The sequence below is a fragment of the Rhodococcus sp. NPDC058521 genome, assembly GCF_042719695.1.
Taxonomy (GTDB): domain Bacteria; phylum Actinomycetota; class Actinomycetes; order Mycobacteriales; family Mycobacteriaceae; genus Rhodococcus_F.
This window is the reverse complement of sequence record NZ_JBHXNL010000001.1, coordinates 177,722-202,825: the sequence shown is the minus strand read 5'-3', so window position 1 is coordinate 202,825 and position 25,104 is coordinate 177,722. Positions and strand designations below refer to the sequence as shown.

27 protein-coding genes are annotated in these 25,104 nt (G+C 63.6%); 13 read left to right on the top strand and 14 right to left on the bottom strand.

The features are described from left to right. The first annotated feature begins 146 nt into the window (after positions 1-146). The 4 genes from ACFWO3_RS00995 to ACFWO3_RS00980 all read left to right on the top strand — a co-directional run bounded on the left by ACFWO3_RS00995 (position 147) and on the right by ACFWO3_RS00980 (position 3,561). A complete protein-coding gene (locus tag ACFWO3_RS00995) occupies positions 147-1,370 on the top strand; it encodes an insoluble domain protein (protein WP_378572780.1) in 1,224 nt (407 codons plus the stop codon). A gap of 93 nt (positions 1,371-1,463) precedes the next feature. Next, complete coding sequence (locus ACFWO3_RS00990) at positions 1,464-2,315, top strand: SDR family oxidoreductase (protein ID WP_378572778.1); 852 nt, start codon at positions 1,464-1,466, stop codon at positions 2,313-2,315. 23 nt (positions 2,316-2,338) lie between these two features. After that, positions 2,339-3,145: a crotonase/enoyl-CoA hydratase family protein gene (locus ACFWO3_RS00985; RefSeq protein WP_378572776.1), complete on the top strand. Its 807-nt coding sequence runs from the start codon at positions 2,339-2,341 to the stop codon at positions 3,143-3,145. Continuing rightward, positions 3,142-3,561 (top strand): PaaI family thioesterase, encoded by a 420-nt coding sequence (locus tag ACFWO3_RS00980; RefSeq protein WP_378572774.1) that lies wholly within the window; start codon positions 3,142-3,144, stop codon positions 3,559-3,561. Before ACFWO3_RS00985 ends, ACFWO3_RS00980 begins: the two co-directional genes overlap by 4 nt. 10 nt (positions 3,562-3,571) lie before the next feature. Here the strand turns inward: ACFWO3_RS00980 and ACFWO3_RS00975 are convergent, their stop codons facing one another. From ACFWO3_RS00975 to ACFWO3_RS00955, 5 genes are all read right to left on the bottom strand, one after another. After that, entirely contained in the window at positions 3,572-3,928 is a 357-nt protein-coding gene (locus ACFWO3_RS00975) for a hypothetical protein (RefSeq protein WP_378572772.1), read from the bottom strand. Positions 3,929-4,072: 144 nt separating this feature from the next. Continuing rightward, on the bottom strand, positions 4,073-4,552 hold the full coding sequence (locus ACFWO3_RS00970; RefSeq protein ID WP_378572770.1) for a hypothetical protein: 480 nt from the start codon (positions 4,550-4,552) through the stop codon (positions 4,073-4,075). Between the two features lie 110 nt (positions 4,553-4,662). Beyond that, positions 4,663-5,838 carry an adenylate/guanylate cyclase domain-containing protein gene (locus tag ACFWO3_RS00965; protein WP_378572768.1) on the bottom strand — a complete coding sequence of 392 codons (1,176 nt, stop codon included), beginning with the start codon at positions 5,836-5,838 and terminating at the stop codon, positions 4,663-4,665. Between the two features lie 37 nt (positions 5,839-5,875). Beyond that, on the bottom strand, positions 5,876-6,859 hold the full coding sequence (locus ACFWO3_RS00960; RefSeq protein ID WP_378572766.1) for a pirin family protein: 984 nt from the start codon (positions 6,857-6,859) through the stop codon (positions 5,876-5,878). 16 nt (positions 6,860-6,875) lie between these two features. Further along, on the bottom strand, positions 6,876-7,124 hold the full coding sequence (locus ACFWO3_RS00955; protein ID WP_378572764.1) for a hypothetical protein: 249 nt from the start codon (positions 7,122-7,124) through the stop codon (positions 6,876-6,878). Between the two features lie 19 nt (positions 7,125-7,143). Between ACFWO3_RS00955 and ACFWO3_RS00950 the strand changes: the two genes are divergently transcribed. The 3 genes from ACFWO3_RS00950 to ACFWO3_RS00940 all read left to right on the top strand — a co-directional run bounded on the left by ACFWO3_RS00950 (position 7,144) and on the right by ACFWO3_RS00940 (position 8,099). After that, positions 7,144-7,443, top strand: coding sequence for a hypothetical protein (locus ACFWO3_RS00950; protein ID WP_378572762.1), 300 nt, complete (start codon positions 7,144-7,146; stop codon positions 7,441-7,443). A gap of 102 nt (positions 7,444-7,545) precedes the next feature. Then, positions 7,546-7,767: a hypothetical protein gene (locus ACFWO3_RS00945; RefSeq protein WP_378572760.1), complete on the top strand. Its 222-nt coding sequence runs from the start codon at positions 7,546-7,548 to the stop codon at positions 7,765-7,767. Positions 7,768-7,868: 101 nt separating this feature from the next. Next, on the top strand, positions 7,869-8,099 hold the full coding sequence (locus ACFWO3_RS00940) for a hypothetical protein (protein WP_378572758.1): 231 nt from the start codon (positions 7,869-7,871) through the stop codon (positions 8,097-8,099). 107 nt (positions 8,100-8,206) lie between these two features. On the opposite strand, the gene ACFWO3_RS00935 is transcribed toward ACFWO3_RS00940, so the two are convergent. Then, positions 8,207-8,932 carry a Fic/DOC family protein gene (locus tag ACFWO3_RS00935; RefSeq protein ID WP_378572756.1) on the bottom strand — a complete coding sequence of 242 codons (726 nt, stop codon included), beginning with the start codon at positions 8,930-8,932 and terminating at the stop codon, positions 8,207-8,209. Next, the gene (locus tag ACFWO3_RS00930) at positions 8,929-9,123 is read right to left on the bottom strand and encodes an antitoxin VbhA family protein (protein ID WP_378572754.1); all 195 of its coding nucleotides are present in this window, start codon (positions 9,121-9,123) and stop codon (positions 8,929-8,931) included. The genes ACFWO3_RS00935 and ACFWO3_RS00930 overlap by 4 nt, the downstream gene beginning before the upstream one ends. 128 nt (positions 9,124-9,251) lie before the next feature. On the opposite strand from ACFWO3_RS00930, the gene ACFWO3_RS00925 reads away from it, so the two are divergent. Further along, the gene (locus tag ACFWO3_RS00925) at positions 9,252-9,380 is read left to right on the top strand and encodes a hypothetical protein (RefSeq protein WP_378572752.1); all 129 of its coding nucleotides are present in this window, start codon (positions 9,252-9,254) and stop codon (positions 9,378-9,380) included. A 102-nt stretch (positions 9,381-9,482) separates the two neighbouring features. Here ACFWO3_RS00925 and ACFWO3_RS00920 read toward each other — a convergent pair whose 3' ends face one another. The 4 genes from ACFWO3_RS00920 to ACFWO3_RS00905 all read right to left on the bottom strand — a co-directional run bounded on the left by ACFWO3_RS00920 (position 9,483) and on the right by ACFWO3_RS00905 (position 13,016). Continuing rightward, entirely contained in the window at positions 9,483-9,905 is a 423-nt protein-coding gene (locus ACFWO3_RS00920; RefSeq protein WP_378574063.1) for a hypothetical protein, read from the bottom strand. Positions 9,906-9,986: 81 nt separating this feature from the next. Further along, a complete protein-coding gene (locus tag ACFWO3_RS00915) occupies positions 9,987-11,516 on the bottom strand; it encodes a DHA2 family efflux MFS transporter permease subunit (RefSeq protein ID WP_378572750.1) in 1,530 nt (509 codons plus the stop codon). Beyond that, entirely contained in the window at positions 11,513-11,980 is a 468-nt protein-coding gene (locus ACFWO3_RS00910) for a MarR family winged helix-turn-helix transcriptional regulator (RefSeq protein WP_378572748.1), read from the bottom strand. Before ACFWO3_RS00910 ends, ACFWO3_RS00915 begins: the two co-directional genes overlap by 4 nt. A gap of 73 nt (positions 11,981-12,053) precedes the next feature. Further along, positions 12,054-13,016: an NADPH:quinone oxidoreductase family protein gene (locus tag ACFWO3_RS00905; protein WP_378572745.1), complete on the bottom strand. Its 963-nt coding sequence runs from the start codon at positions 13,014-13,016 to the stop codon at positions 12,054-12,056. Positions 13,017-13,098: 82 nt separating this feature from the next. Between ACFWO3_RS00905 and ACFWO3_RS00900 the strand changes: the two genes are divergently transcribed. Both ACFWO3_RS00900 and ACFWO3_RS00895 read left to right on the top strand, forming a co-directional pair. Then, positions 13,099-13,854, top strand: coding sequence for an acyl-[acyl-carrier-protein] thioesterase (locus ACFWO3_RS00900; RefSeq protein ID WP_378572743.1), 756 nt, complete (start codon positions 13,099-13,101; stop codon positions 13,852-13,854). 63 nt (positions 13,855-13,917) lie between these two features. Further along, entirely contained in the window at positions 13,918-14,430 is a 513-nt protein-coding gene (locus ACFWO3_RS00895; protein WP_378572741.1) for a SixA phosphatase family protein, read from the top strand. Between the two features lie 3 nt (positions 14,431-14,433). Here ACFWO3_RS00895 and ACFWO3_RS00890 read toward each other — a convergent pair whose 3' ends face one another. Then, complete coding sequence (locus ACFWO3_RS00890) at positions 14,434-14,643, bottom strand: hypothetical protein (RefSeq protein ID WP_378572739.1); 210 nt, start codon at positions 14,641-14,643, stop codon at positions 14,434-14,436. Positions 14,644-14,778: 135 nt separating this feature from the next. Between ACFWO3_RS00890 and ACFWO3_RS00885 the strand changes: the two genes are divergently transcribed. From ACFWO3_RS00885 to ACFWO3_RS00875, 3 genes are all read left to right on the top strand, one after another. Next, a complete protein-coding gene (locus ACFWO3_RS00885) occupies positions 14,779-15,972 on the top strand; it encodes an endonuclease/exonuclease/phosphatase family protein (protein WP_378572737.1) in 1,194 nt (397 codons plus the stop codon). Between the two features lie 121 nt (positions 15,973-16,093). Continuing rightward, positions 16,094-16,636, top strand: a complete 543-nt coding sequence (locus ACFWO3_RS00880) for a hypothetical protein (protein WP_378572734.1) — start codon at positions 16,094-16,096, stop codon at positions 16,634-16,636. A gap of 151 nt (positions 16,637-16,787) precedes the next feature. Then, the gene (locus ACFWO3_RS00875; protein ID WP_378572732.1) at positions 16,788-17,153 is read left to right on the top strand and encodes a VOC family protein; all 366 of its coding nucleotides are present in this window, start codon (positions 16,788-16,790) and stop codon (positions 17,151-17,153) included. A 61-nt stretch (positions 17,154-17,214) separates the two neighbouring features. Here ACFWO3_RS00875 and ACFWO3_RS00870 read toward each other — a convergent pair whose 3' ends face one another. Together ACFWO3_RS00870 and rpoB are read right to left on the bottom strand one after the other, a co-directional pair. Then, positions 17,215-21,174 carry a DNA-directed RNA polymerase subunit beta' gene (locus ACFWO3_RS00870; RefSeq protein WP_378572730.1) on the bottom strand — a complete coding sequence of 1,320 codons (3,960 nt, stop codon included), beginning with the start codon at positions 21,172-21,174 and terminating at the stop codon, positions 17,215-17,217. A gap of 115 nt (positions 21,175-21,289) precedes the next feature. Then, positions 21,290-24,796 (bottom strand): DNA-directed RNA polymerase subunit beta, encoded by a 3,507-nt coding sequence (gene rpoB / locus ACFWO3_RS00865; protein ID WP_378573942.1) that lies wholly within the window; start codon positions 24,794-24,796, stop codon positions 21,290-21,292. Positions 24,797-25,104: the final 308 nt, after the last annotated feature.

The window sequence follows — 25,104 nt, the reverse complement described above, 5'->3', positions numbered from 1 at the left end:
GTCCCACCTATCGCGTCTTCGGCACTCGGCCGTTACACACTCGCATCCACGCGGTGCACCGGTGTGTTGATTTCCCAGTCGAAAGCTCTTCTCCTCCAGCCAGACCTGTGTGGTTGCACCACATCGAATCCGAAGGGACAGCCAGAATGACGACGAAGATCCGCGGGCGACACCGGCGCCAGGGCCAGCGCGCCGCCGTGATGGGGGCACTTCCCATCGCCATCGCGATCAGCTACTCGAGCGTGGCGGTTGCAGCTCCGCAGCCCGGCGTCACCGACGAGGCTCAGCCCGACGACAACGATGCCCCCAGCACCGCACAGCCGGGTGTCACCCCCGAATCGGACTCCGATTCCGACAAGGCAGCGCCCTCCACGGAGCGCACCAAGGAATCGAAGCCCAAGTCCTACTGGGTCGCCCCGCCGCCGGAGTACAACAACGTCCCTACCCGTGAGGTCCCGACGTACTACGACTACGACGAGGAAGAGGCACAGTACGTAGCACCGGAGCCGGTTCAGGTGCAGGAACTACACCTCCCCGAGCCGGTTGCGCCCGTTGCCCCCATCGAGGCGCCCGAGGAAAAGCTGCGTATCGGTGACTATGTGTCCGATAAGCCCGAGTGGCTCAGCGAAGAACACATGGAGCGCACCAACAACAGCGCTGCTGTTGTCGAGGCTCAGGTTGCCACCTTCTGGAACTCCATCGGCGTCGAGACCAGCCGCTCGGACCGGCTTGCGGCAGCAACGACGGCCGGTGCCGTGGGCGGGTTCGTCACCGGAGCAGCGGTATGTGGTGTTCCCGCGGCGGTCGGCGGTGCCCTTGTCGGAGGGACAATCGGCGGGCTCACAGCTGGGGTCGGTTCTATTCCCACAGTGGTAGGTCCCGTACTGCTCGGAACGATCGGAACGCTTGGCGGCGGTGCAATCGGTGCAGCGGCAGCAGGCATTCCCGCCGCCGCCGTCTGCGGCACGGTCGGTGGCGTCATCGGCGGTGCTGCAGGTGCAAACTTCGGTGCCGGCGACCAGACGATCTCGCCCACTGTGGAGCACGAGCAGGGCGTGGCGCCTATCCTTCCCGAGCAGGAGAACGCACCCGAGGCTCCCGAAGAGAAAGCGGCACCCGAGGCCCCCGAGGCGCAAGCCGCCCCCGCGCCCGAAGCAGGACCGCCCGTCGAGGTTGCACCGCCCGCACCGGGGATCGACACCCAAGCGATCACTGACGGCACCCGCAACGTCATCTCGCAGGTCGAGACCCTGCCCGGTGGTGCGATGTTGGTGCAGGATCTGCGTGGCTTCATCGACGGACCGGGTTCAGCAGTTGCCGACGACGCCGAGGCTGTCGGAAACGCCGTAGGCGAAGGCATCATGGTCTGATTCATCGAACCATCAAGACCGCCGCAACCTTCCGAGGTTGCGGCGGTTTCGTCGTTCGATCCCGAAATCACCGACTCTGGGTACAGTCGAACAGTGATCTCGCAGTTGATTGCCCGCGCAGCCCTCGAGCCACTCCCCTCCGTCAACGGAGTCGCCTCACGCATCCTCCGAAGCGGCCATGGCATCGAGGGCAAGACCGTACTGATCACCGGCGCCTCGTCCGGCGTCGGGGAAGCTGCCGCCCGCCGCCTTGCCGAGCTGGGCGCTGGTGTCGTACTCGTTGCCCGCGGATCCGACCGACTCGAGCGAGTGAGAGACGAGATTCTGCGTTCGGGCTCGGACGTGTGGTCGATACCGTGCGATCTCACCGACCCGAACTCCGTTCGCGACTTGGCCGGACACATTCGCAGTGAAGTCGGTGCCGTCGACGTGCTCATCAACAACGCTGGGCGGTCGATTCGTCGACCGGTGACCGAATCTCTCGACCGCTTCCACGACCTCGAACGAACCATGGCGATCAACTATTTCGGCTCCGCGCGGCTCATTCACACCCTGCTTCCCGCCATGCTCGAGCGTCGCTACGGCCACATCATCAACGTGGCGACATGGGGAGTCAGGGCCGGTGCTATGCCGAAGTTCGCGGCGTATCACGCGTCGAAGTCCGCGATTTCGGCCTTCGGCCGAGACCTCGGCGCAGAGCTGCACGACACAGGCGTGCATGTGAGCACCGTGCACTTCCCGCTGGTACGCACTCCGATGATTGCTCCCACGACCGATTACGACTCGATGACCGCGCTCACGCCCGAACAAGCGGCGGAATGGTTCGTCACCGCGATCAGAACCCGCCCCGTGGAACTGATGCCCAGCTATACCGAACTACTCCGTGTGATCGACTTGTTCGCACCAACCCTCACCAACCGCCTGGTGCGCAGGGCCGGAATCTGAGACGAACCGAAGGGATGCAGCGCATGACCGACGCCGTTTTGATCGACCGCACCGGCGACATCGTCACCTGGACTCTCAACCGACCCGAAGCTCGCAATCCCATCTCGGAACCCGATGTGATCGAGGCGCTGGAAGCGGCGGTCGGAGCCGTGAACGCCGATTCGTCGGTCCGGGCAGCAATCGTCACCGGCGCCGGAACAGCCTTCTCCTCGGGCGGCAACGTCAAACATATGCGCGATCGCGAAGGCATGTTCGGTGGCACACCGGCCGACCTGCGCCAGGGCTATCGGCATGGCATTCAGCGCATTCCGCGAGCGCTCTACAACTGCGAGGTGCCGACCATCGCGGCTGTGAACGGCCCGGCGATCGGAGCGGGATGCGACCTCACGCTCATGTGTGACATGCGGATCGCGTCAATCAACGCCAGATTCGCGGAAAGCTTCGTCAAGGTCGGTCTGGTTCCCGGCGACGGTGGCGCGTGGTTCCTGCCCCGCGCGATCGGACAGGCGCGTGCGAACGAAATGGCTTTCACCGGTGAGGCCATCGACGCGGACACGGCCCTCGAGTGGGGCCTGGTTTCGAGGATCACCGAACCCGAAGACCTCCTTCCAGCCGCGCTTGCCCTGGCCGAACGAGTAGCGGCCAACCCACCGCAGGTGCTCCGCATGACGAAGAAGCTTCTGCGGGAAGGGCAGCACCAATCGCTCGAGAGTCTGCTCGAACTGTCGGCGGCCATGCAGGCGTTGGCGCACCATACGGACGACCATCACGAGGCGGTGGGCGCCATGCTCGACAAACGCCCACCCACGTTCACAGGAGGGCAACGATGACGACGACGACCATCGATGACGCGAATGCAGTGCTGGCATCCCAACCGTTCAGCGTTCTGGTCGGTGCCCGCATCGCCCGGTACGGTCCTGACGGCGTGACTCTCGAAGTCCCGCTACGCGCCGAGTTGCTGCAGCAGTTCGGGTTTGCTCACGGCGGTGTGCTGTCCTACACCGCAGACAACGCGCTGACCTTCGCTGCTGGGCTCGCACTCGGGCCGTCGATCGTCACGACGGGCTTCACGATCGACTATCTTCGCCCCGCCAAGGGCGAGCTGTTGCGAGCCGAAGCGAAGGCCGTCAATGCCAGCAAGCGGCAGGCGTTGTGTCGGTGCGACATCTACGTGGTGAGCGATTCGGGTGAAGCGAAACTCTGTGCCGCAGCGCAGGGTTCGGCACGCCTGATCGAGCTGAAGTAAACAGCTGCAATCAGGCTGCACCCCGCCCACCGAGACGCACGCGATGGTGCCGTCCACCCGTGAGCGCCCATTGATCATCGGGTGCACGGGTCTCGGGGTGATGCCGCCGGATCGTGAAAGATGTGATCGGCAATCGCTCGACCAGGTGCGCATCGGCGTTGAAGCTTCCGGCGTACCCTTGCTCGAAGAGCGAGTAGGCCGTGTGATTGATCGAGTTGATGGCCAGTGCCAGCGCGTCGAGCGCAGAAGGTAACGGGCCGAAGGCGGCTAACGAATGGCCGCCGTGAACGGAGGTGCCGACCTCTGCGAAGAAGAGCCAGTCGGCATCGAGATTCGAGTTTGCTGCGGGACCGGAACTGCCAGCCATATCCGCCTCTTTCCCTGGTCGAGGCTTGTGTGACCAAGGTAACTGAGAGGTACGACAATTCCGGGGACGCCATGCCGCAGAACGCAAAGAGCCTCGGCACAGGGATTGCCGCGCCGAGGCCCTTCCGAAACGTACTGGCCGAGATCAGGGAACGATCATGTAGTAGCCCGTGTGGAAGCCCACATAGGGGTTGAACGGGCCAACTGTGATCATGTTCAGACCCGAACCTGCGGTGACGTCGAATGCGACCGGTTCATGGGACCCCCGAGGAAAACTCACGGGAACGATCTCCTTACCGAATCCATCGACTCCCGAACCATCGTATCGGGGCACCATGGGTGTAGCGCCCATCTCGAGATCGCATGACGGCTTCGGGCCTTGGAGCCCGTTAGGTGTCAACACGACCCGCACCTTGCCTGGACGCGCTTGATCGGTCTGCATGTTCACGTGAACCGTACCGTTGCAGGTCCCGTCGAGTTGCACCATGTGAATGAACTCGCCAAGCGGACCGTACCGCGGAGCATCGACTGGTGCTGCGTTGGCAGCTCCCCCGACCCCCACGCAAGCGGTGACCGCAACTGCGGCCACGCTGAATGCGCGCACAGCAAACTTACGCAACTTCATTGGATTCCTCCCCATAAACGTGACCCCGACACGTCACAGCGTGACCGCCACGACGACTGACCTCAACAATCCCACATCAGCGCAATCGGCACAAAACCGGGTGTTCTGTCTCACGCAACCTGCCGACGCCCGATGACGAGGAGTTCTTGCGGCAGATCGAGGCCCTTGAGACGGAAGGAGCCGGCGGGTTCGCACCAGAAGCTGTCGGTGTCGAGCTGGTCGTAGAAGTCCCCGGTCACGAGCACTTCGTGCGCCGGAGCCACCGCGACCACTCGACTGGCGAGGTTCACGGGTCTCCCGAACCAGTCACCGGAACTATGCATCGCCGAGCCCCATGCGATCCCTGCCCGCAAGGGCGGAAGGCCCGCTCCCCTGGCCGCTTCCACCAGGTCCAAGGTCGCGGCCGCCAGGCCATCTGCGTTGGGGGCGACCATCATCACGGCGTCACCGATGGTCTTCACCACCCTGACAGGCGGGCTGACGACATCGGATGCCAGACGATCCAGGTTCGCGGCAACCCTCCCAAGATCGTCTGCAGTACCCCGCTCACCCAGCAAAGTGAATCCGACCAGGTCGGCGAAACACACACCCATCGTTCCGGCATCTGGGAGGTGGAACTCCGAACCCTGCACGCCGACCGCGTCCGCGTGAATCCGGTAACGGATGTTGGTCGCCAAGATCTGGGCGAGAATCTGGGCCTGATACTCGGCAAGGCGGCGAATCTCCTCGGAGTATCGCAGGGCCAGCTCCGGGTGTTCTCGCGCTGCATCGAGGCGGTCCTGCAACAACACGTCGGCAGCGTCCGCGACCGTCCAGATGTTTCTGCCCATCACGCGGGCTGCAGCGAACACGGCCTTCTCGTCGAGCCCGAGCTTCCTGTATTCCTGAAATGCCTTCGCCAACGCCAGGTCACCGTCGTTGTAGAAGCCTTCGTTGGTGGATACACCCCGACCGATGACGCGGAACCAGCGCCGCACCTCCAGTTCGCTCAACCCGGACAGACGGGCGATGTCCCCCAGGCTGTACTTCCCTTGCGGTGACAGAGCATGTTCGAGAAGTAGATGCGCCAACTGTCCGGAGCGGGTGGCGTGCACCAACTCGTCGAGCGACTCTCCCGATTCAACCAACCGGGTCAAGACATCGACGCGTGCGGCACGCTCCGCACCACTCAGATCACCGAGAAGGCCCGCCTCCTCGAACTCGTCGGCGCGCGCACATGCTGACGTGGTTCGCCGCAAAGACCTCGGCAGCGGCGACACCAGACGTCCCGGTCGCGGAATGTGCACCACAACATCGTCTCAGGTTTCGCGTGAACCGAGACGGTTATCGGCCGCGCGGACGCAGCCGACTGTTCGGGAGAACCGGCGCAGGTAACGGCGACCCGTCATACCCCTCGACGGAACCGAACCGGCCCTGATCTACGCCGCGCGACTCGATCTCGGCCTGCCATTGTTCGCGATACTGCACGACGTCCTCGTGCGTTCGCCCCATGAAGTTCCACCACATGATCACCTGCTCACCGAACGGCTCGCCGCCCAGCACCAGCAAGCGTGCCTCGACGTCACCATCGTTGCGCAGCTCGAGAACCTCGTTGCCGACACCCTGATAGCCGAGTTCGGCCCAGCCGAGGCGGGTACCGGCCATCTTGGTCTCGCCTTGGTCGACCAGGACGCCGACCTCGAATTCCGGGTCGATGTCGAGGGACAGCGACGCTCCCGGGGCCAGCAAGATCTCCGCTCCCAGAAGCTTGGTGAACGTGTCGACCGGCGACGTGGACCCAGCCAACGAACCGAGGAAAACCCGAATCGTTGCACCCGCCACCTCTATCGGGTCCGGGCGAAAGTGTTCGAACGCCGGCGCCGTGTCGCGTGCTGCTTCGGGCAATGCCACCCACAGCTGGGCACCGTGCAATGTCTGTGTGGCAGGAGTGGACACCTCAGAGTGCGCGATGCCGTGTCCGGCCGTCATGAGGTTCAGCTCGCCCGGCCGCACCATCGCGTGGCTGCCGATACTGTCCCGATGCTCGATCTCACCGGTGAAGAGCCAACTGACGGTCTGCAAACCGGTATGCGGGTGTGGGGCCACGTTCATGCCACCGCTCACCGACGCATCGTCCGGGCCGTAGTGATCGGCGAAGCACCACGCACCGATCAGCGACCGCGCACGCTGCGGCAGGGTGCGCCGGACGGCCATCGCCCGCGGGCCGCCGAGCGGCACTTCTCGCGAAGTCAGTACCTGAATGCCGGACTCGGGATCACCCACGTCCGCGCATCGCTGTTCGACGGGGTCCGTCTCCACGTTGCTCACCTCTTCATCGTGCCTTTCACAGCTCGTTCGCGAGCCGAAGTTTGCGACACAACTGCGCCAACATCTCGAGCTCGTCCGGTTCCAGAGCAGACCCGACCAACCGCCGGATTCGCGCAACATGTCGACGACCGACCGACTGTTGGACTCGTCGACCCTCCGCCGTCGGTTCGACCACGGTGCGCTGCTTGGCGTCCGGATCGCCGTGTCGAGGCACCAGCCCGATCCAACTCGGTGGTCGAAATCCGAACTGGGTCAGCAGAACCACGAAGGGACATTGCCTCTTCGTGAAGTACGAGGCCAATCCGCTTCCTGCGCAGCAACTGCACTCGCGCACAGAGACGTTCCACAGGTTGCTCGAGTCCGATGACGCACTTCGTCATCGCGTCTCGACACCAGCATTGCGCGCGATCTCTGAGGACGGTCACGTCCAGGTGTACGACGTCATCCCACGATCTCCTACCGCGCAGCAAAGACTGATCGAGCGGACTTCACATCCGCAGACGATGTATCAGATCGGGCAATCGGTGGGAGCACTCCACGCCGCCGACATCGAGGCGACCCCATTGTTGATGGCGTCGGTGTGATGCCGTCGAGCTACGCGGCCGGTGAGGTAGATGACGCGATAGTGCCGGGACTGAATCGCCCCGGTGTGTCGGGAGACTTCGTTCTTTGAGAAGGATGGAGTCATGTCGTCAGGTTCGCGAACGAGGTACCCACCCGAGCTGCGTGAGCGGGCGGTGCGGATGGTCGCCGAAGTCCGGCACGAACACGTCTCGGTGTGGGCAGCGATCGAGTCGGTTGCGGCCAAACTAGGGATCGGCACCGCACAGACGTTGCACAACTGGATCCGCAGGACGCAGACCGATGCCGGCGAACGTCCGGGTGTGACTACCGAGATGGCGGCGTAGATGCGCAAGGTCCGCGCCGAGAACCGAGAACTGAAGCGTGCCAACGACATTCTGAAGTCGGCATCGGTCTTCTTCGCGGCGGAGCGGGGTCGCAACAACAAATGATCGTCGACTACATCGAGAAGAACAAACGGGTGTACGGCGTCGAGCCGATCTGCAGGGTGCTCACCGAGCACGGTTGCCCGATCGCGCCATCCACCTACTACGAGGCCCGCAAACGGGTGGCATCGAAACGGGCGGTGCGGGACATGCATCTCAAAGCCGAGATCAGCCGTGTCCACGCCGACAACTACTCGGCGTGTCAGTGGCGTACATCAGCCGCCCGGATATGACGTCACCAGGCAGGTCACAGCTCTCGGCCACGAGGAGGCGACCCGAGTGATGACGACGGTCTGCATGGCTCGTCGTTGAGATGGAAACGACAACGACCGATACGGGGTTACCGGGCTGGTGGCACCCACACTTCCGCGGTCCCGGCGCTCTTGTGCTCCATCATCGACCGAAACAGCTCCTGCGAGCTGCGCGCATCCCGTGAACCGGTGGTCTCCGAAAATGCTCCTGGTGCGAGCTCGTCGCTGCACATGGTTGCCGGCCGCAGCAGATCCGCCAGATACCGCGAATCCACCGTCGCCATCGCCACATGCCGCGCCGCATGAACCGCGTTCGCATCCACCCGCCGCCAATCCACCGCCCACCCGGATTCACGCAACATCTGATCGAAGAACGACCGTTGGGAACGAGAATTGCCATCACGAAACGGATGCAAAGCGGTGGTTTCACCCCAATGCTTGGCAACCTGATCGACCGCCGCATCCCGATCCGTCGACGACGGAAGATTTCGCTGGATCTGCCGGAACGTATGCCGGGTCTGCTCAGGCAAAAACTCCGGCCGACAATGAGTCTGACCCATCGCACCCGTCTCCGACGTGCGCATATCCCCCGCCCAGCTGTAGACGTCCTGCAAGATGTACCGATGCGTTGCTTGCAGGCGCTCGAACGAAAACTTCGCCGGCAACGTCACGTCAGCTGTACCGAGCTCGAGCTCGAACACACGCTGACCAGCCGCATACCGCTCAGCTTCTGCGAGCTTATCCGGATCGGTGACACCGAGCTTGTTGCGCAGAACACCAGGCGCAACCTCATACGGGGCGAGCCGATCACTCACTTCTTCGGGGACTTCCCCAAGATCTGATCGAGACCGATCCGCACAGCCTCATCACCCGTGAACTCCCCCGACGCCTGCCGACGCATCATCTCGCGATCGAACTCCGTCAACGGCATCCCCGCCATCGTGTGGCCGGCATCGACCGCCGCGATCACTTCCTCGACATCACGCTTGACATGACTGCGAGTCACAGCGACCCCCCCTTCACAACTAGGTTTCACGCCATTTTACCAGCTAGAAACCTATTTTGCAGGTTTCGAAGAGGGTTGCTGGCAGGCGCTGTCACTGGTCTGGAGAACCCGCGTGCCACGGTTCGCACATGCTGATTCCCTACATCCAATATGCAATCGGAGCGATAGCCCTGGTGGTCTTCGTTCACGACATGGTTGCGATGTTCACCTCCAACCCAACTGACCGGCCGGAGCACGAGGAACTGCCACCGGACTGAGGCAGCGGGACTGCGACGTGCAGGGCGGAGCTCCGCTGCGCTGCGCACCGAACTCGGCCGATCGGAACACCGCTGCGCGGCGTGCAGAGGGATTGACAAAACCTATTGAGATTCCCTTCTGGCCTTCCGATTGTGGCCGGCGGTTCCCGCTCCGCAACCAGACGACAGCGCTGCGCTTGCCCCTTTGGGGTCGAACAACTTTTCTCCGCCGCTGCGCTCCCCCGAAAACTTGCCCGATCGCAAGTCGGGGCGGGAAAGCTCCAGCCGTTCCACTATTCGGCTGAGCGAAGGCTGCGCCAACAGGATCGACCGATTGAGATCGCACAACCGCATCTGCCCGTCCGGCTCGAGACTCAGATTGAACAGCACATCGTACTCGCGCTGGGTCACCTGATCCCACGTGTCCTGGGCGGACAAACCCCGCATCACCGAGACCTGGGCGCGAAACAACTCGTGCTCAGTGGGAACGCGACCCAGCGTCGGGTCGGTGGTCACGTCACCGACGGTGAAGATTCCGAACTGCATGGCCGTTCCTACGGACGAACGGGACGGTCGTCCAGTCCGACTGGACGACCGTCCCGTTCGTTCGAGAAGAAGCTCGGAAGGTCAGTGCATGGCGATCGGAGCCGCTTCCGACTCGTCCCCCTCCGGACGGACGAACTTGGTCCGCGGCAGGAAGAAGGCCGGAATCAGGGCGACCACGACGAGCACTGCGGCCACCAGAAAGGTGTTGCCGAACGCGTCAGCGGCCAAGCTGAGAATCTGCTCCGGCATGCCGGGAGGCTCCTGCGCGGTCACCTCTGGAATGTGCTGCATTGCCACCTTGGCAGTGTCGAGATCTCGATCGAGGAGCTGGTTGGTGAGAACGACCGACATCACGGCGGTACCGATCGAACCCGCCGTCTGCTGCACGATGTTCATCAGCGAAGAACCGCGAGCGATCTGCTCGTTCGACAGGGTGACGATCGCTGCAGTCATCAGCGGCATCATGGTGCAACCCATGCCGAGGCCCATCACGAACAGGGCAGCCATCAACAGCCACGCCGGGGTGTCGGCGCCGATCTGAGTGAACACGCTGATACCGACGAAGATCAGCGGCAAACCGGTCAGAACGACCTTGCCGGGACCGATCTTGTCCACGAGGCGACCCGCGACCGGCATGGTCAACATCGCGCCGATGCCCTGCGGGGCCATCAGCAGGCCGGCCGCCAGGGTGGTGTTACCGCGCACCTGAATGAAGTAGCTGGGGAACAGCAACCCGGCACCCATGAAGGCGACGATGAATATCGAGGTGGTGATGACGGCGAACGTGAGCTGCCGGTTCTTGAACAGCCGCAGATCGATCAGCGGGTGATTCTTGTTGAGCGCGTGGAAGACGAAGCCCACGATCAAGGCAAGACCGATACCCGCCGAGACCAGGACCCGCGCCGACGCAACCGTGCCGACCTCGGGAATCGAGGACACACCGAACAGGAACAGCGCCAGACCGGGCGACAGCAACAGCATGCCCACGAAGTCGAACGACTCCGAAGGCGACGGCTTGTCCGAGGGAAGAATGATGACCGCTGCCGCGAGGGCGACGATGCCGATGGGCAGGTTGATCAGGAAGATCCAGTGCCAGCTTGCGCTCTCGATCAGCCAGCCGCCGAGGATCGGGCCCCCGATGGGGCCGAGCAGCATCGGGATACCGAGAACGGCCATCACGCGACCGATACGTTCGGGACCGGCCGCGCGGGTCATGATCGTCATACCCAAGGGCATCAACATGCCGCCGCCGAGTCCCTGTAGAACGCGGAAGCCGATGAGCGAAGTGATGTCCCAGGCCATGCTGCAGAGCACGGAGCCCAGGATGAACAGAACAAGAGCGGTGAGATAGAGCCGCTTGGTACCGAACCGGTCCGCCGCCCAGCCGGTCAGCGGAATGACCGTGGCGAGCGCGAGGGTGTATCCCGTCATGGTCCAGGCGACCGTGGCGTAGGTGGCTTCGAATTCGGTGGAGAAGGTGGAAAGCGCGACACTGACCACGGTCACGTCGAGGATCGACATGATGGCACCGAGCACCACCACCGAAGCGATCTTCAGGACCCTGGCGTCAAGCTTGTCTGGCTTGTCCGCCACAACATCGGGCGAGGTCATCGGGAAATCTCCTGGGTCGAAGTGGGCAGGCTTTCACCTGAGAGAATGGGGTCTAGCGCGTCGATCAATCGCCGCCGATCCAACTCTGGAACTCGCGTGGCGAACTGGCGGAGTTGATCTCGCTTGCACTCGAGATGAGTCGTCGCGACCGTACGCCCGGCCTCCGACAGGGAGACGCGCTTGATGCGCCGGTCCGACTCGCACTCTTCGCGGAACACGAGACCCTGCGTGACGAGCTGGTCGACGTTGCGCCCGGCAGTGCCAACAGACAATCCCAACCGCTCCGCCAACTCGTTGATCGGCAGGTAGTCGGTCCACGAGAGAACGAAAAGCATCCGCACCTGAGAGAAGGACAGGTCCAACCCCACGAGCACATCCATCGACTGTGGCTCGCTCGCACTCATCAAGCGCGTGAAGAACTCGTCCAGGACGCCGAAGAGATCGTCGGATGAGGATGCAGACACCTGAAAATAGTAGCGGAATTGCAACTATCACCGAAATGCTAGCTACCGACCAGTAGCCCCAAAGCGACGAAGATCACTCCTGGACAATCACGCCCTTGCCCGCAATACGCCCCTCCTCGAGGTCCGTCAGCGCGCGCGCCGCATCCCCGAGTGCGTAGCGAGCGGTGACCACCGGCCGCAAACCACGTTCGACGTGCCGGACCAGCGCTGCGTGTGTCTCCTCCATCGCGGCAGGATTGCGCATCGCGAACTCGCCCCACGCCGCGCCCATCACCGTGATGTTGCGGAACAACACCCGATTCATCTTGAGCTCGGGAATCCGACCGCCCGCAAAACCGATCACCACGAGTCGCCCTTCCGGGGCGAGTACCCGCACAGCTTCGTCGAAGGCCTCACCACCGACCGGATCGATCACCACGTCGGCGCCACCACCCGTCAGCTTCCGCACCTCGCTGCCCCAACCCTCGCCGAGCTGGACCACTTCTGCCGCACCGAGGCCGCGAAGGAAACTCTCCTGCCCCTCGCGCCGAACAACGGCGATCACGCGTGCGCCATGCGCAGACGCCAATTGAATGGCCGCCGTGCCGACACCCCCCGCCGCGCCGAGGACGACCACCGTCTCTCCGGAACGCAGCCGTGCTCGGCGTTCGAGCGCGAACTCGATGGTCTGGTAGTTGATCGTCATCGAGGCCGCCTCGGCGAACTCAAGACTGTCCGGGATGGGTAGTGCCTGGCTGGGCGATACCGCGACACGTTCGGCGAACCCACCGATCAGACTGTCGGCGAGCACCCGATCACCGACCGCGAGACCACTGCCGTCCGGCGCAGTGACCACTACCCCCGCCACCTCCGACCCCGGAACGAATGGCAGCTTCGGTCGCATCTGATATTTCCCATAGGTCACCAGCAGGTCCGGGAAGCAGACACCCGAAGCACGAACGTCGATCACGACCGTCCCGTTCGATTCCGGCTCCGCGGTCTCCTGCAACGACATCCCGCTCGGTCCCGACAACTCCGACACAACCATCGCGCGCATGTAATCGAGGCTACTGTGCTGTGTCGGTGGTCACTGCCCGAACAGGAGGGCGACCCGGCCGAACTGCGAAGTGAGGACTCCGATGGAACTCGATCGACCGCTGACCGAACGCACGGACGGGGCCACCGTCTTCGAGGTCTCACGCGCCGTCCGAACCGGCGACATCGATGCGGATCGACGCTTACGGCTCGACGGCGTCGCCCGCTATCTCCAGGACATCGGCATCGACAATCTCGAGGCTTTGGACGTCCTGGACAGCCACCCGCTGTGGATCGTGCGCAGAACCGTCATCGACGTCGTCCGCCCCGCCGTCTGGCCCGAACACCTCGACCTCAGCCGATGGTGCACGGCCTTCTCCACCCGATGGGCAGCGATGCGCGTGCGCATCGAAGGCGACAAGGGTGCTCTCATCGAAACCGAAGGGTTCTGGATCAATATCAGCCCCGATTCGGGAATGCCCACCCGCATGAGCGATTCCTTCATCGAAGCGATAGCGGGTTCGACCGACGAACACCGCCTCAAATGGAAGCGGATCCTCACCGAGCCACTGCCGGAACCCGGACCGGACGTCGAGGACACGCCGTTTCCGTTGCGTGCGACCGACATCGACCCGTTCGACCACGTGAACAATGCTGTCTACTGCCAGGCCATCGAGGAGGTACTCGGTTCCGAACTGCGAACCGCGCCCCATCGCGCCGTCATCGAGTACCTCGCGCCGATCCAGTCCAGCGACAAGGTCGTTCTCCGCACGCGCAGAGACGATTCCGCTGTCACCGTCTGGTTTCTCGTCGAGGATTCGGTGCGGGCCGTCGCACGCGTCGGGCAACTCCCGAACTGACTACCGGCGGGTACGCCGTGGCACATCGGGACGCTCGCGGGTTCGTGGTTTAGCGTCTACTTCATGACCGCGAATCGCACGCTCGTCTTGATGCGTCACGGAAAGTCCGGCTACCCCGAGGGGGTGGCTGATCACGACAGACCGCTCGCCGAACGCGGCGAGAACGAGGCTGCCCTTGCGGGCGAGTGGTTGCGCGCCAATCAGCCGCCGATCGAAACGGTGCTGTGTTCCACATCGGTGCGCACGCGTCAGACACTCGCAGCCACAGGGATCGACGCACCCACCCAGTTCTTGGAACGTCTCTACGGCGCCTACCCCGCCGAGATCCTCACCGACATCAGTGAAGTCGACGAATCGGTCCAGACGTTGCTCGTGATCGGGCACGCGCCGGGCATGCCGTCCACAGCACTCGACCTGGTCGGCAACCCGGACAGCGACGACGCACGGGCGATTCGAGAGAAGTTCCCCACGTCGGCGCTCGCGGTGCTGTCCGTCGAGGGCGACTGGGCCGATCTCACATCCGGCGCAGCCTCACTCGTCACGTTCCACGTGCCCAGGCAGCCGAGCGACCAGTAGAGGTCAGCGAACCTTCCGCAGCACCAGTGCAGCACCACCGAGTACGAGTACCAGCAGCAACGCGGGCCAGAACCCGAAGAGCCACCACACGACACCGAACACGACGATTGCCGGTGCGGCGGTGATCAGGGCGATCGCGGGGTTCTCCCGCACCACTTCGAGGGCCGTGCCCGCGTTCTGGCGGTTCAGTCCGCCACGATTCTTCTGCGACATGTTGTCTCCATTCGGCGAGATCGACCTTCTCCCACGAGGGTAGTCGCAATCCCCTGGTCGCCGCTTCGTCACCGAGCGTTCGCCCTGCTCCCCTAGGTTCACCCGGCACACAGCCACGGGGACGAGGGAGAAGACATGCAGGTCGCTCGCGCAGACGTAATCCGAAGAATCGCGGTGGCGGGATTGCTCGCTTTTTCGGCCGCGGGATGCTCGAACGACGGCGGGTCGGGTACCGACTCGTCCGACCCGTTCAGGTTCGCCACCTTCAACGCCAGCCTCAACCGCAGCGAACCGGGCCGCCTGATCGACGATCTATCCACCGGCGACAACGCACAGGCCAAGACCATTGCCGAGATAGTGCAGATCAATCAGCCGGACGTCCTGCTGGTCAACGAGTTCGACTTCGACGCCCAGAACCGCGCGGCAGACCTGTTCCGAGAGAACTATCTGAAGGTGGGCCGGAACGGGCGCGACGGCATCGACTACCCATACGCCTTCACCGCACCCGTCAACACCGGCGAGCCCAGTGGACGCGACCTCGACAACGACGGCAAGTCGGATGGGCCAGGTGACGCACACGGGTTCGGGAACTTCCCGGGCCAGTACGGAATGCTGGTGCTGTCGAAGCACCCCATCGACACAGACAGCATTCGCACCTTCCGGCACTTCCTCTGGAAGGACATGCCGAACTCGCTGCTCCCCCGGGACTACTACGGCGACAACGCCGAATCCCTGCGCCTGTCGAGCAAATCGCACTGGGACGTACCGATCGACGTGAACGGCGAAACCGTCCACCTCCTCGCCTCGCACCCCACACCCCCGTCGTTCGACGGTCCTGAAGACCGCAACGGCAAACGCAATCACGACGAGGTCCGGATGTCTGCGGACTACATCGCGGGTGGTGGCCGCGCCGGGTACCTGTACGACGACGCCGGCGCGCGCGGCGGGCTCGAGGACGGCGCTCGGTTCGTGATGGCAGGCGACCAGAACAGCGACCCCGCCGACGGTGGCTCGGTGCCCGACACCATCGCTCAGGTTCTCGAACTCCCACGCGTACAGGACCCGTCTCCCAAATCCACTGGCGCCGTGGAATCCGCACGCTCCCAGGGCGGACCGAACCACACCACCCCGCCCGAACTCGACACCGCAGACTTCGGCGAACCGGACCCCGGCAACCTCCGTGTCGACTACGTGCTGCCGTCCGAAAATCTGGAAGTGACCGACTCGACGGTCTTCTGGCCGGCCGAAGGCGAAGAGGGAGCCGACCTCATGTCCCCGCAGACCAGCAGCGACCACCGACTGGTGTGGACCGACATTCGAATCGGCTGACCGTCGGAGTACCGATTGGTCCGTTTCTTACCCAGTGTGAGAAACTTTCGGTGGCAGACGCGGGATACGTTCCCGGCGTCTTCGCCGGGGACAACACCGTTAATTCTGTCGAGGGGGATTCATGAACATTCGTAAGCTTGCTGTGCGCGCAATCGGCGCCGCAGCCATTGCGACCGCAACATTGGGTCTGGCAGCACCTGCAATCGCGGCGCCAGCACCCGCGCCGGTCGCCCCGGGACCGGCCTCGGTGCCCGCACCCCAGCTCCACCTTTACTGGAACGGGCCGTTCTCGCCCACAGTCGGTCAGAACGATTTCTGCAACGGCATTATCGACACGCACACCAAGACCGACCCCACGCGCCCCGGAGTTGCCTACATCGGACTCTCTTCGCAGGGCATGCACGGCGTCGGGCCCGGATGGGGCCCGGATTCGAAATGCAAGGTCAACGTCTCGATTGGTTGGGGTGCGGGCGTCTTCACCAACTCGGTTCGAGAGGTCGAGCTCGAGTTCGGTCCGACCCCCAGCGAGATCACGTGGACCGAAGTCCCCACCGGATCGGGCCCGCAAATCTTCGCGATCGGCGCTTCGTACGCGGATGCCCACCTCACCCGTTTCCAGCCTCAGTTTTCGCTCCCCGTTCAGGTGGGCATTCTCGTTCCCTGATCTGATCGCACAGAAAGAGCGGCGAAGCCACCCCGGCGCTTCGCCGCTCTTATGTGTCTCCACCCGAATGTCCGCGAAAGGAATTCACGGGTCCTGCTGCTGCTGTTGACTGAGCCCGACCGGCTCGTCCACAGGCAGAAGAGGGAACTTCATGGATTTCAAGCTCGAACTTGTCATCATCCCAGTCAGCGACGTCGACCGGGCGAAGGACTTCTACACCAAGATCGGCTTCAACGCCGACCACGACCAGGTTGTCAGTGAGGACATTCGTTTCGTCCAACTGACACCGCCGGGTTCGGCCTGTTCGATTGCCATCGGTAAGGGCATCACCGATGCCGAGCCGGGCACGGTCAAGGGCTTACAGGTGGTGGTCGACGACATCGAGAGGGCCCACGACCACTTGGCCGACGCCGGCGTCGACGTCAGTGACATCGACGTCCAGGACTGGGGGCACTTCGTCTACTTCGACGACCCCGACGGCAACAAGTGGGCCGTGCAGTACATGCCGTACAAATAGCGCAGACATCGAAAAGGCCCCGCACCCGAAGATCGGGGCGGGGCCTTTTCTCGGCTACCGGCTAGCGGTAGTCGTTGCTGAATCCGTAGTCGTCCAGCGGAACTGCAGCGCCGGTGTTCTGACCGAAACCGTCCGGGCTGTAGTACTGGTCGTCGTAGGACGGGACCGCGTACGCGGCAGCACGTGCCTCTTCGGTGGGCTGAACCTGGATGTTGCGGTAACGGTTGATACCGGTACCGGCAGGGATCAGCTTGCCGATGATCACGTTCTCCTTCAGACCGATCAGCTTGTCCGAGCGGCAGTTGATCGCCGCATCGGTCAGCACGCGAGTGGTCTCCTGGAACGACGCCGCCGACAGCCACGAATCGGTCGCCAGCGATGCCTTGGTGATACCCATGAGCACCGGACGTCCGGCCGCCGGCTCGCCACCCTCGGACACGACGCGACGGTTGGCCGCCTCGAACTCGGCACGCTCGGTGAGCGAACCGGGCAGGAACTCCGTCGCACCCGAATCGATGATCGTCACGCGACGCAGCATCTGACGCACGATGGTCTCGATGTGCTTGTCGTGGATCGATACACCCTGGCTCCGGTACACCTCCTGGACCTCGTTGACGAGGTGGATCTGCACCTGGCGGGGGCCCATGACACGCAGCACCTCGTGCGGGTCGGCGGCACCTTCCATGAGCTGCTGTCCGACCTCGACGTGGTCACCGTCGGCCAGCAGGCGCTCGCTGCCGTCGTCGTGCTTGAACACACGCAGACGCTGACGCTTCGAGAGCTTGTCGTACACAACCTCTTCGCCACCGTCGTCCGGGATGATCGTGATCTTGTAGAAACGATCGCCGTCCTCGAGCTGCACCCGACCGCTGACATCCGCGATGGGCGCCTTGCCCTTCGGGACGCGGGCCTCGAACAGCTCCTGCACACGCGGCAGACCACCGGTGATGTCGTCTCCGGCGACACCACCCTGGTGGAAGGTACGCATGGTCAGCTGGGTACCGGGCTCACCGATGGACTGTGCGGCGACGATACCGACGGCCTCACCGATGTCGACCAGTTTGCCGGTGGCCATCGAACGGCCGTAGCAGGTGGCACACACGCCGGTTCCAGTGGTGCAGGTGAGCACCGAACGGACCTTGACATTGGTGATGCCGGCTGCGAGGAGCGCGTCGATCGCCGGATCGCCAAGATCGTGACCACGCTCGACGACGACGTTGCCGTTCTCGTCGACCGCGTCCGCGGCCAGAGTGCGGGCGTAGGTGCTGGTCTCCACGTGTGCATCGCGGATCAGCGAGCCGTCGGCCTGCTTCTCGGCGATCGTGGTGACGATGCCGCGCTCGGTTCCACAGTCGACCTCGCGGACGATGACGTCCTGCGAGACGTCCACCAGACGACGGGTCAGGTAACCCGAGTCGGCGGTGCGGAGCGCGGTATCTGCCAGACCCTTACGGGCACCGTGCGTGTTGATGAAGTACTCGAGAACGGTCAGGCCCTCCTTGAAGGAAGACTTGATCGGACGCGGGATGAACTCACCCTTCGGGTTGGTCACCAAGCCCTTCATGCCGGCGAGCGAGCGAACCTGAGTCATGTTGCCGGCGGCGCCGGACTTCACGATCATCGGGATCGGATTCTCGTCGGGGAAGTGCGCCTCCATGGCCTTACCGACCTCGTCGGTGGCCTCGGACCAGATCTTGACCAGTGCGCTGTTGCGCTCGGTCTTGTTGAGAGCACCGCGCTGGTACTTCTTCTCGATCTGGTCTGCCTGGCCCTCGAAGGACTCCATGATCTGAGCCTTCTCCGGCGGCACGAGGACGTCGGAGATCGAGACCGTGACACCCGAACGCGTGGCCCAGTAGAAGCCCGCGTCCTTCAGCTTGTCGACGGTCTGCGCAACCACGATCATCGGGTACCGCTCTGCGAGATCGTTGATGATCGTCGCCTGGCGCTTCTTCGGCATCTGCTCGTTGATGAACGGGTAATCGGCCGGCAGCAGCTCGTTGAAGATCACGCGCCCCAACGTGGTGTCCGCGGTCCAGCCATCACCGTAGGTCCAACCCTCGGGGAACAGCTCGGCCTCGACCTCGCGCGGCGGGCGCTGCGTGGTCAGCCGCACCTTGATCCGTGCCTGCACGGCGAGCGAACCACGGTCGACGGCCATCTGAGCCTCGGCCGGGGACGAGTACACGCCCTGCTCCGCCTCGTCCTTGGTGGCCGCGGCGAGCTGACCGACAGCATCCTCGTCGAGACGAGTCAGGTGGAACAGACCGGTCACCATGTCCAGACGCGGCATGGCGAGCGGACGACCCGATGCAGGCGAGAGGATGTTGTTCGAGGACAACATCAGGATGCGAGCCTCGGCCTGAGCCTCCGCGGACAGCGGAAGGTGCACGGCCATCTGGTCACCGTCGAAGTCGGCGTTGAACGCCTCACACACGAGCGGGTGCAGCTGGATGGCCTTGCCCTCCACGAGCTGCGGCTCGAATGCCTGGATACCGAGACGGTGCAGAGTGGGTGCACGGTTGAGCAGCACGGGGTGCTCACCGATGACCTCTTCGAGGACGTCCCACACCTGCGGACGCTGGCGCTCGACCATGCGCTTCGCCGACTTGATGTTCTGCGCGTGGTTGAGATCGACCAGACGCTTCATCACGAACGGCTTGAACAGTTCGAGAGCCATCAGCTTCGGCAGACCGCACTGGTGCAGCTTCAGCTGAGGACCGACGACGATCACGGAACGACCCGAGTAGTCGACGCGCTTACCGAGCAGGTTCTGACGGAAACGGCCCTGCTTGCCCTTGAGCAGATCGCTCAGGGACTTGAGCGGGCGGTTACCCGGACCGGTGACCGGACGTCCACGACGGCCGTTGTCGAACAGCGCGTCCACGGACTCCTGCAGCATCCGCTTCTCGTTGTTGACGATGATCTCGGGAGCACCGAGGTCGATCAGTCGCTTGAGGCGGTTGTTGCGGTTGATCACGCGGCGGTACAGGTCGTTGAGGTCGGACGTCGCGAAACGTCCACCGTCGAGCTGAACCATCGGGCGCAACTCCGGCGGGATCACCGGAACAGCGTTGAGAACCATGCCCATGGGCGAGGAGTTCTCGTTGGCCTGGAAGGCGGCGACAACCTTGAGACGCTTGAGCGCACGGAGCTTCTTCTGCCCCTTGCCGCTGCGGATCGTCTCGCGCAGGTTCTCGGCCTCGGCATCGATGTCGAAGTTCTCCATGAGCTTCTGGATCGACTCGGCACCCATCGCGCCGGTGAAGTACTCGCCGTAACGATCGACCAGCTCGCGGTACAGGAGCTCGTCCACGATGAGCTGCTTCACGCTCAGCTTGGTGAAGGTGTTCCAGATCTCCTCGAGACGATCCAGCTCACGCTGCGCACGGTCACGGAGCTGACGCATCTCGCGCTCGCCGCCGTCCTTGACCTTGCGACGCACGTCCGACTTGGCACCCTCGGCCTCGAGCTCGGCGATGTCCGCCTCGAGCTTCTGAGCGCGGGCTTCCAGATCGGCGTCACGCTGATCGGCGACTGCCTTCTTCTCGACCTGCATCTCGGCCTCGAGCGTGGACAGCTCGTTGTGCCGGAGCTCCTCGTCGATACCGACGATGACGTAAGCGGCGAAGTAGATGATCTTCTCGAGATCCTTCGGCGCCAAGTCGAGCAGGTAACCGAGACGGCTGGGCACGCCCTTGAAGTACCAGATGTGAGTGACCGGCGCCGCGAGCTCGATGTGGCCCATGCGCTCACGACGCACCTTGGCACGCGTCACCTCGACGCCGCAGCGCTCACAGATGATGCCCTTGAAGCGGACACGCTTGTACTTGCCGCAGTAGCACTCCCAGTCCCGGGTGGGGCCGAAGATCTTCTCGCAGAAGAGGCCGTCCTTCTCGGGCTTGAGCGTGCGGTAGTTGATGGTCTCCGGCTTCTTGACCTCGCCGTAGGACCAATTGCGGATGTCCTCGGCACTGGCCAGGCCGATGCGGAGTTCATCGAAGAAGTTGACGTCGAGCACGTAACTTCCTTTCCCCAGAGGGATTGCGGATCAGCGGGGACCGCCGAATCCTGTCTGCCAATTCAAATGTGAACTACGCCCCCGGGCGGCGTTCCCGCCGCCCGGGGACCGAAATCTAGTTCGCGAGGTCGTCGACCGTCGCCGCCTCGTTCCTGGACAGGTTGATGCCCAGGTTCGCTGCGGCCCGCTCCAGGTCCTCGTCGTCACCGTCCGCCATCGCGATGGCCGCACCGTCCGAGGACAGCACCTCCACGTTGAGGCAGAGCGACTGGAGCTCCTTCAGGAGCACCTTGAACGACTCGGGGATACCCGGCTCGGGGATGTTCTCGCCCTTGACGATCGCCTCGTACACCTTCACGCGGCCCACCACGTCGTCCGACTTGATGGTGAGCAGCTCCTGCAGCGTGTAAGCCGCGCCGTAGGCCTGCATCGCCCAGCACTCCATCTCACCGAATCGCTGGCCACCGAACTGGGCCTTACCGCCGAGCGGCTGCTGGGTGATCATCGAGTACGGGCCGGTCGAACGTGCGTGGATCTTGTCGTCGACCAAGTGGTGCAGCTTGATGATGTACATGTAACCGACCGAGACCGGGTACGGGAACGGCTCGCCGGAACGGCCGTCGAACAACGTGGCCTTTCCGTCGCGCTGGACCATCGCCTCACCGTCACGGTTCGGCAGCGTCGAACTCAGCAGACCGGTGAGCTCGTCCTCCTTGGCACCGTCGAACACCGGGGTTGCGATGTTCGAGTCGGCTGGAGCGGACAGCATTTCCTCCGGCAGCGTCGCGGCCCAATCGGGACGCGAACCGTCATCGGCGACCTGGATGTTCCAACCGGTCTTACCGATCCAGCCCAGGTGAGTCTCGAGCACCTGACCGATGTTCATACGACGCGGAACACCGTGGGTGTTCAGGATGATGTCGATCGGGGTGCCGTCGGGCAGGAACGGCATGTCCTCCTGCGGGAGGATCTTGCCGATGACGCCCTTGTTGCCGTGGCGGCCGGCGAGCTTGTCACCGTCCTGGATCTTGCGCTTCTGGGCAACGTAGACACGGACCAACTCGTTGACGCCGGGAGGCAGATCGTCATCGTCGTCGCGCGAGAACACGCGGATACCGATGACCTTGCCCGTCTCACCGTGCGGCACCTTGAGCGACGTGTCGCGAACCTCGCGAGCCTTCTCACCGAAGATCGCGCGGAGCAGACGCTCTTCCGGGGTCAGCTCGGTCTCACCCTTCGGCGTGACCTTTCCGACCAGGACGTCACCGTCACGAACCTCGGCACCGATACGGATGATGCCGCGCTCGTCGAGATCGGCGAGGACCTCGTCCGAGACGTTCGGGATATCACGAGTGATCTCCTCGGCACCGAGCTTGGTGTCGCGGGCATCGATCTCGTGCTCCTCGATGTGGATCGAGGTGAGGACGTCCTCTTCCACAAGGCGCTGCGACAGGATGATCGCGTCCTCGTAGTTGTGGCCTTCCCACGGCATGAACGCAACGAGCAGGTTCTTGCCGAGCGCCATCTCGCCGTTTTCGGTGCAGGGGCCGTCGGCCAGAACCTGGCCGGCCTCCACACGCTGACCCTCGTCCACGATCGGACGCTGGTTGGCGCAGGTGCCCTGGTTGGAACGTGCGAACTTGCGCATCCGGTACGTGGTCCGCGTGCCGTCGTCGGCCATCACGGTCGCGTAGTCGGCGGAGATCTCCTCGACCACACCGCTCTTCTCGGTGACGATGACGTCGCCCGCGTCCACGGCGGCACGCAGCTCCATACCGGTACCGACCAGCGGAGCCTCGCTGCGAACCAGCGGCACCGCCTGACGCTGCATGTTGGCACCCATGAGCGCACGGTTGGCGTCGTCGTGCTCGACGAACGGAATCATCGCGGTCGCGACGGACACCATCTGTCGCGGCGAGACGTCCATGTAGTCGATCTCGTCCGAGGAGACGAACTCGACCTCGCCACCCTTACGACGAACCAGAATGCGGTCGTCGGTGAAGCGACCGTCGGCGTCCAGCGTCGAGTTGGCCTGCGCCACGACGTGGCGGTCCTCTTCGTCGGCGGTGAGGTAGTCGACCTGATCGGTGACCTTGCCACCTTCGACCTTCCGGTACGGGGTCTCGATGAAGCCGAACGGGTTGACCCGCGCGTACACCGAGAGCGAACCGATCAGACCGATGTTCGGACCCTCAGGGGTCTCGATCGGGCACATACGGCCGTAGTGCGACGGGTGAACGTCTCGCACCTCGAGGCCGGCGCGCTCACGGGACAGACCACCCGGGCCGAGGGCCGAAAGACGACGCTTGTGCGTCAGACCCGACAGCGGGTTGTTCTGGTCCATGAACTGCGACAGCTGCGAAGTTCCGAAGAACTCCTTGATCGCGGCGACGACCGGACGGATGTTGATCAACGTCTGCGGCGTGATGGCCTCGACGTCCTGCGTGGTCATGCGCTCACGAACCACACGCTCCATGCGGGAGAGGCCCACACGAATCTGGTTCTGGATGAGCTCACCGACGGTGCGCAGGCGGCGGTTACCGAAGTGGTCGATGTCGTCGACCTCGACCGGAACCTCGACGCCACCCGGGGCGGTCATCGTGGTGTCGCCTGCGTGCAGGCGCACCAGGTACTCGATGGTCGCGACGATGTCTTCTTCGGTGAGGGTCGATGCGACGATCGGCTCGCCGGCGTTCAGGCCCAGCTTCTTGTTGATCTTGTAGCGACCCACGCGAGCCAGGTCGTAGCGCTTGTCCTTGAAGAACAGGTTCTCCAGAAGGGTCTGTGCGCTCTCCTTGGTCGGCGGCTCGCCCGGACGCAGCTTGCGGTAGATGTCGAGGAGGGCCTCGTCCGTACCGGCAGTGTTGTCCTTCTCCAGCGTGGCCATGAGGATTTCCGAGAACCCGAAACGCTCGGTGATCTGCTCGGTGGTCCAGCCCAGAGCCTTCAGCAGCACGGTGACCGGCTGACGACGCTTGCGGTCGATACGGACACCGACGGTGTCGCGCTTGTCGACGTCGAACTCGAGCCATGCACCACGGCCCGGGATGACCTTGACGCTGTGCAGGTCCTTCTCGGTGCCCTTGTCCACGGAGTGGTCGAAGTACACGCCCGGCGAACGCACCAGCTGCGAGACCACGACACGCTCGGTGCCGTTGATGATGAAGGTGCCCTTGTCGGTCATCATCGGGAAGTCACCCATGAAGACCGTCTGGCTCTTGATCTCACCGGTGTTGTTGTTGATGAACTCCGCGGTGACGAACAACGGCGCCGCGTAGGTCATGTCCTTGTCTTTGCACTCGTCGGTCGAGGCCTTGACCTCGTCGAAGCGAGGGTCCGAGAAAGACAGGGACATCGAGCCCGAGAAGTCCTCGATCGGAGAAAGCTCCGCGAGAATGTCCTCGAGACCGCCGGACACTGCGTTGTCGCCACGAGCTTCGGCGCGGTCACGCCAGCTCTGCGCACCGACCAACCACTCGAACGAATCGGTTTGTAGATCAAGAAGCCCGGGAACTTCGAGGGGCTCGCGAATCTTCGCGAACGAAACCCTCTTCGGGGCTCCGGGGATTCCGGAAACTGCCTTGGTCTGGCTAGAGACTGCCAAGATGCGTCCTTCCAGCACCTCACGCGGGCCGCTCTTGCTGTCGCGACCGCCGCTGTATCTGCTTCGAATTTCGCTGGTCACAACCCGAACGAAACTCGCCACGAACACTGAGGAGAAGGTCTCTCACAGGTGTACGAACGAAGGGTGGACAGGAGGCAGCCAGCGCAACGTCCAAAAGTACACCCAAACTCGAGAGATGTCGAGTCGGGTCCAGAAGAGAGCACCCCGATCGGTGCTTCGGCGCCAGCTGCGCGCAAGTTCACGGATCAGAGTGGCCCCAAACGCGCCCGGCGTCAAGATCCACGCACGGCGTTTCTTCCCAGGAG